5 protein-coding genes and 1 pseudogene are annotated in these 5,398 nt (G+C 73.3%); 4 read left to right on the top strand and 2 right to left on the bottom strand.

The genetic code is table 11. From position 1 onward, the window contains the following. Positions 1–487 (bottom strand): annotated as a pseudogene (locus tag CTKZ_RS19155) (hypothetical protein); the annotation flags it as partial. Positions 488–569: 82 nt separating this feature from the next. On the opposite strand from CTKZ_RS19155, the gene CTKZ_RS19150 reads away from it, so the two are divergent. Both CTKZ_RS19150 and CTKZ_RS19145 read left to right on the top strand, forming a co-directional pair. Continuing rightward, positions 570–1,169, top strand: coding sequence for a type III secretion system chaperone family protein (locus tag CTKZ_RS19150; RefSeq protein WP_124344413.1), 600 nt, complete (start codon positions 570–572; stop codon positions 1,167–1,169). Between the two features lie 13 nt (positions 1,170–1,182). Next, complete coding sequence (locus tag CTKZ_RS19145) at positions 1,183–1,704, top strand: type III secretion system chaperone family protein (protein ID WP_124344412.1); 522 nt, start codon at positions 1,183–1,185, stop codon at positions 1,702–1,704. Between the two features lie 62 nt (positions 1,705–1,766). Here CTKZ_RS19145 and miaB read toward each other — a convergent pair whose 3' ends face one another. Further along, positions 1,767–3,350: a tRNA (N6-isopentenyl adenosine(37)-C2)-methylthiotransferase MiaB gene (miaB, locus tag CTKZ_RS19140; RefSeq protein WP_124344411.1), complete on the bottom strand. Its 1,584-nt coding sequence runs from the start codon at positions 3,348–3,350 to the stop codon at positions 1,767–1,769. Positions 3,351–3,595: 245 nt separating this feature from the next. Here miaB and CTKZ_RS19135 point away from each other — a divergent pair, with 245 nt between their 5' ends. Together CTKZ_RS19135 and CTKZ_RS19130 are read left to right on the top strand one after the other, a co-directional pair. After that, positions 3,596–4,384: an amino acid ABC transporter ATP-binding protein gene (locus CTKZ_RS19135; RefSeq protein ID WP_124344410.1), complete on the top strand. Its 789-nt coding sequence runs from the start codon at positions 3,596–3,598 to the stop codon at positions 4,382–4,384. A gap of 96 nt (positions 4,385–4,480) precedes the next feature. Next, positions 4,481–5,347 (top strand): glutamate ABC transporter substrate-binding protein, encoded by an 867-nt coding sequence (locus CTKZ_RS19130; protein ID WP_124344409.1) that lies wholly within the window; start codon positions 4,481–4,483, stop codon positions 5,345–5,347. The last annotated feature ends 51 nt before the right edge of the window (positions 5,348–5,398 follow it).

Below are 5,398 nucleotides of genomic sequence, written 5' to 3'. Positions count from 1 at the left end.
CGTCAGGCCCGTGGCGACCGCTGCCCGACCCCACGACGACCAGCGCGAGCGGTCCCTCGGCGTCGGCCACGAGCTCGGCACCGCGTGCAGCCAGCGCCGCGGCGGGCCCGGCGGCGGCGGCGGCACGCTCGACCTCGACGACGCGCAGCGGCCCGTCCCAGCCGGCACGCGCGAGCAGGTGCAGCACGACGGCCGAGGCGACCGCAGGGACGACGGCCGTCCCGGACGCACCGACGACGGTCTCGGGGACCGGCCAGTCGAGCAGCGCGTCGGGGACGCCGACGGCCGCGAGCGAGCCCCGCAGCGTCCCGACGGGCTCGGCCGCACGTGCTGCGGGCGCGACGACCACGACCGACGCGGCCCCGTCGACCGCCTGCGCGACCGCCGCCAGCGCCGCGTCGCGCAGCGCGGGGAGGGCGTCGTGACGGCCGGAGACCCCCGGGACGAGGAGGGCGGTGTCGGGCACCAGGGCCGCGGCGACGAGCATGCCCCCGACCGTATCGGGTGGCGGACGGATGACCGCGGCGGGTGACCGCGCGGCGTCGGCGGGCGCGGGTAGGGTCGTCCGCATGGCACCGTTCGCCGACCGTGCCCGCCGCTGGCTCACGCGCCGCCCGCGGCCGGTGCGTCACGCCTCGCGCGACGTCGTCGCGCCGGAGCCCACCGACGACGAGCTGCACGAGCGCGTCGCGGCCCTGCTGGCGCGCGAGCTCGGCGTCGCGGAGCCGGCCGAGGACGTGCCGACGGCCGTCACCCCCGCCCGGATCGCCGCGTGGATGACCGAGAACCAGTTCAGCTACTTCGTCGACAACGACGGCGACCTCGGCGGGCTGTGGCGGGGCCGGCTCTTCTACTTCTTCCTCTTCGGCGAGCGGGCCGAGATCCTGCAGGTCCGCGGCCAGTGGCACCGGGAGATCGCGATCGAGCGCCTCGAGGAGGTGCTCGACCTGTGCAACGAGTGGAACGCCGACCGCATCTGGCCCAAGGCGTACGTGCGCGTGCGCGACAACGGGCGCGTGCACGTCGTGTCCGAGGTCGCGACGGACCTCGAGCACGGCGCGACCGACGCCCAGCTCAGCCAGATGCTGTTCTGCGGGCTGTCGACCGGCAGCATGTTCTTCGACGCGCTCGACGAGCGCTATCCCGACCCCGCGGGGGTCGCACCGTGAGGCGGGAGGCACGATGAGCGGACCCGGCTGGCTGCTGCGGGTCCTCGGCGGGCTGCCCAAGCCCACCAAGCGACCGTCGGCCGACGACGAGCCGCCGCGCCCGCTCGCCCGGGACCGGATCGGCGACTACCTGCTCGGGCGCGGCTACCGGTTCGTCGTCGACGAGGACGGCGACCTCACCGGGACGTGGGACGGCAGCCGGTTCTGGTTCCTCATGCTCGGCGAGCACCAGGAGATCCTCCAGGTGCGGGGCCGTTGGCATCGCACGTTCGCGCTCGAGCAGCGCGCGGCCGTCGGCCTCGCGGTCAACGACTGGAACCGCGAGCGCATCTGGCCCAAGGCGTACCTGCGCGAGGAGGACGGCGTCATCGCGCTCTACAGCGAGGTGTCCGCCGACTTCGAGCCGGGCGTCACCGACCTGCAGCTCGCGCAGCTCGTCGCGTGCGGGCTCGGCACGGGCGTGCAGATGTTCGCCGCGCTCGAGGGGCTGCTGCCGCGCGACGACGCTCCCCCGCCGGACCTGCCGGACAACTGAGCGCCTCGCGGGCCGTCGGGGCGCAGGCTGTCAGCAGCGCACGCCGTCGAGCACCGCAGCGGTCAGGCGCGCAGGCCGATCGTCGGCAGCCCGAGCACGACGGGACCCCTCGGCGCCGGAGCACCCGTCCCGCACGCCGCACCCGCGCCGCCGTGGTCGTGCGCGTCGTCGCCCGCCTGCCGCGCCTCCCACGCGTCGCCTGCGCGCGTCCGGCGCACCGCGAACGTGCCACCCGTCGCGGCGGAGTCGGCGACGAGGTGGTGCGGCGCACCGTGGGTCACGGTCACCGTCACGACGTCGCCGGGGCGCGGGGCGTCCTGCGGCGCGAGGTCGGCGGGCAGCGCGAGGTGGACGAGCCGGTTGTCCTCGGCGCGGCCGGAACGACGCTCGGTCGTCCCGTCCTTGCGCCCCTCGCCCTCGGCCATGAGCACGTCCAGCGTGCGGCCGACCTGCGCCTGGTTCTCCTCCAGGGAGATGCGTTCCTGCAGCGCGACGAGCCGCTCGTAGCGCTCCTGGACGACGGCCTTGGGCAGCTGGTCGGGCAGGTCGGCGGCGGGCGTGCCGGGACGCGGCGAGTACTGGAACGTGAACGCGGACGCGAAGCGCGAGGCCTCGACGACGCGCAGGGTCTCCGCGAAGTCCTCCTCGGTCTCACCCGGGAAGCCCACGATGATGTCGGTCGTGATCGCGGCGTGCGGCATCGCGGCGCGCACGCGGTCGAGGATGCCGAGGAACTTCTCCGAGCGGTACGACCGGCGCATCGCGCGCAGGACCCGGTCGGACCCGGACTGCAGCGGCATGTGGAGCTGCGGCATCACGGTGGGCGTCGCGGCCATCGCGTCGATGACGTCGTCGGTGAACGCGGCCGGGTGCGGCGACGTGAAGCGCAGGCGCTCGAGGCCCTCGACGGCGCCGGCCGCGCGCAGCAGCTTCGCGAACGCGCCGCGGTCGCCGAACTCGACCCCGTAGGAGTTGACGTTCTGCCCGAGCAGCGTCACCTCGATCGCGCCCTGCTGCATGAGCGCCTCGACCTCGGCCAGGATCTCGCCCGGCCGACGGTCACGCTCCTTGCCGCGCAGGTGCGGGACGATGCAGAACGTGCACGTGTTGTTGCACCCGACGCTGATCGACACCCAGCCCGCGTAGGCCGACTCGCGCCGCGTCGGCAGCGTCGAGGGGAAGACCTGCAGCGACTCCGCGATCTCGACCTCGGCCCGCTCGTTGTGGCGGGCGCGCTCGAGCAGGACGGGCAGCACGTCGAGGTTGTGCGTGCCGAACACGACGTCGACCCACGGCGCACGCTCGACGATCCCCGCGCGGTCCTTCTGCGCGAGGCAGCCGCCCACGGCGATCTGCATGCCGGGCCGCGCGCGCTTCGTCCCCGCGAGCCGACCGAGGTTGCCGTACAGCTTGTCCGCCGCGTTCTCTCGCACCGCGCACGTGTTGATGACGATGACGTCGGCGTCCTCCGACGCCGCGTCCTCAGGCGCCGCCGGGACGTAGCCGGCCTGCTCGAGCATGCCCGCCATGTGCTCGGAGTCGTGCACGTTCATCTGGCAGCCGAGCGTCTTGACGAGGTAGGTGCGCGGCGACGCGCCGGTGACCTCGGGGTCGAGCGGCGTCGGGGCGGGCAGGGTCGTGGACATCACCGACAAGGGTACGACCCGCCGGACGGGCGCCCGGCACCGCGGCGGCGCCCGGTCCGCGCAGCCCCACCCTCACCGCACGGCCAGGTCCGACGCCGCCTGCCCGACCGCGGCGCGGACCGCCCGGTCCGCCCCGTCGCGGACCGTCGTCCAGCAGCGTTCGGCCAGGCCACTTGACTGCGGTGTTGCACAACCGTGACCCCCACGGGTGGCCAGATCGGACATGTGCCCTCTAGCGTCGTCGGATGGCTGACCTCGCGACGGACCCGCACCCCACCGCCGCCGACCGCCCCGTCGGGGACCCGCTCGTCGTCCTCTCCGGCGTCGACAAGCACTTCGGTCCCCTGCACGTGCTGCAGTCCGTCGACCTGACCGTGCGCCGCGGGGAGGTCGTCGTCGTCATCGGTCCGTCGGGCAGCGGCAAGTCGACGCTGTGCCGCACGATCAACCGGCTCGAGACCATCGACTCCGGCACGATCACCATCGACGGCAAGGAGCTCCCCGCCGAGGGGCGCGAGCTCGCCCGGCTGCGCGCCGACGTCGGCATGGTGTTCCAGTCGTTCAACCTGTTCGCCCACAAGACCGTGCTCGAGAACGTCACGCTCGGCCCGACGCGGGCCAAGGGCGTGAAGAAGTCCGTCGCGACCCAGCGCGCCATGGAGCTGCTCGAGCGCGTCGGCGTCGCGAACCAGGCGCACAAGCTGCCCGCGCAGCTGTCAGGCGGCCAGCAGCAGCGCGTCGCGATCGCCCGCGCGCTCGCCATGGACCCCAAGGTCATGCTGTTCGACGAGCCCACGTCCGCGCTCGACCCCGAGATGATCAACGAGGTCCTCGACGTCATGGTCGGCCTCGCGCGCGAGGGGATGACGATGCTCGTCGTCACGCACGAGATGGGGTTCGCCCGCCGCGCCGCGCACCGCGTCGTCTTCATGGACGGCGGCCAGATCGTCGAGCAGGCCGACCCCGAGACGTTCTTCACCGCACCCACGAGCGCCCGCGCCCGCGACTTCCTGTCGAAGATCCTCACGCACTGACCCGGACCCAGCCGAACCCCGCCGCCGACCCCACCCGGACACGATCCGACCCTCTGACCGACACACCGCACGTCCACGCAGAAGAAGGGGACCACCATGCGCGTACGAGGACTGGTCGCACTCGCGGCCGCCGCCACGCTCACGCTCGCCGCCTGTTCCAGCGGCGGTGGTGACGACGACACCGACGCCGGCGCCACCGGCGACTCCACCGAGACCTCCGGCGGCGCCGAGGGCTCGATCCGCATCGGCATCAAGTTCGACCAGCCGGGCCTGGGCTTCAAGGACGGCTCGGACTACACCGGCTTCGACGTCGACGTCGCCCGGTACGTCGCCGACGCCCTCGGCTACTCCGAGGACCAGATCGAGTGGGTCCAGGCCCCGTCCGCGCAGCGCGAGAACCTGCTGCAGAACGGCCAGGTCGACATGATCTTCGCGACGTACTCGATCACCGACAAGCGCAAGGAGGTCGTCTCCTTCGCCGGTCCGTACTTCGTCGCCGGGCAGGACCTGCTGGTCGCCGCCGACGACGACTCCATCTCGGGCCCCGAGGACCTCGAGGGCAAGAACCTCTGCTCCGTCACCGGGTCCACGAGCGCCCAGCGCATCAAGGACGAGTACGCGGCCGGCACCAACCTGCTCGAGCAGCCCGGCTACGCCGAGTGCGTCACCGCGCTCACCGCGGGCCAGGTCGACGCCGTCACGACCGACGACATCATCCTCGCGGGCCTCGCCGCCGTCCCCGCCAACGAGGGCAAGGTCAAGGTCGTCGGCAACCCCTTCTCCGAGGAGAACTACGGCGTCGGGCTGCCGAAGGACTCCGACCAGTGCGAGGCGATCAACGAGGCCATCGGCGCGATGATCGACGACGGCACGTGGGAGGAGCTCCTCGACAAGAACGTCGGCGCGTCCGGATTCCAGTTCAACGCCGACCTCAACCCGCCCGCGCAGGCCGCCTGCGCCTGACCGTGACACCGGGTGGTCCGCGCGGCGAGGTCGCGCGGACCACCCGGCCGC

The organism is Cellulomonas algicola, assembly GCF_003851725.1.
GTDB classification, from domain to species: Bacteria; Actinomycetota; Actinomycetes; order Actinomycetales; family Cellulomonadaceae; genus Cellulomonas; species Cellulomonas algicola.
The sequence above is the reverse complement of the archived record's forward strand: the minus strand, read 5'-3'. Positions and strand labels throughout refer to the sequence as shown.

Bases quoted from the DNA above. Each gene is read 5' to 3' on its own strand.
- miaB (WP_124344411.1), bottom strand. From the start codon at position 3,350: ATGTCCACGACCCTGCCCGCCCCGACGCCGCTCGACCCCGAGGTCACC.
- CTKZ_RS19145 (WP_124344412.1), top strand. From the start codon at position 1,183: ATGAGCGGACCCGGCTGGCTGCTGCGGGTCCTCGGCGGGCTGCCCAAG.
- CTKZ_RS19135 (WP_124344410.1), top strand. From the start codon at position 3,596: ATGGCTGACCTCGCGACGGACCCGCACCCCACCGCCGCCGACCGCCCC.
- CTKZ_RS19130 (WP_124344409.1), top strand. From the start codon at position 4,481: ATGCGCGTACGAGGACTGGTCGCACTCGCGGCCGCCGCCACGCTCACG.
- CTKZ_RS19150 (WP_124344413.1), top strand. From the start codon at position 570: ATGGCACCGTTCGCCGACCGTGCCCGCCGCTGGCTCACGCGCCGCCCG.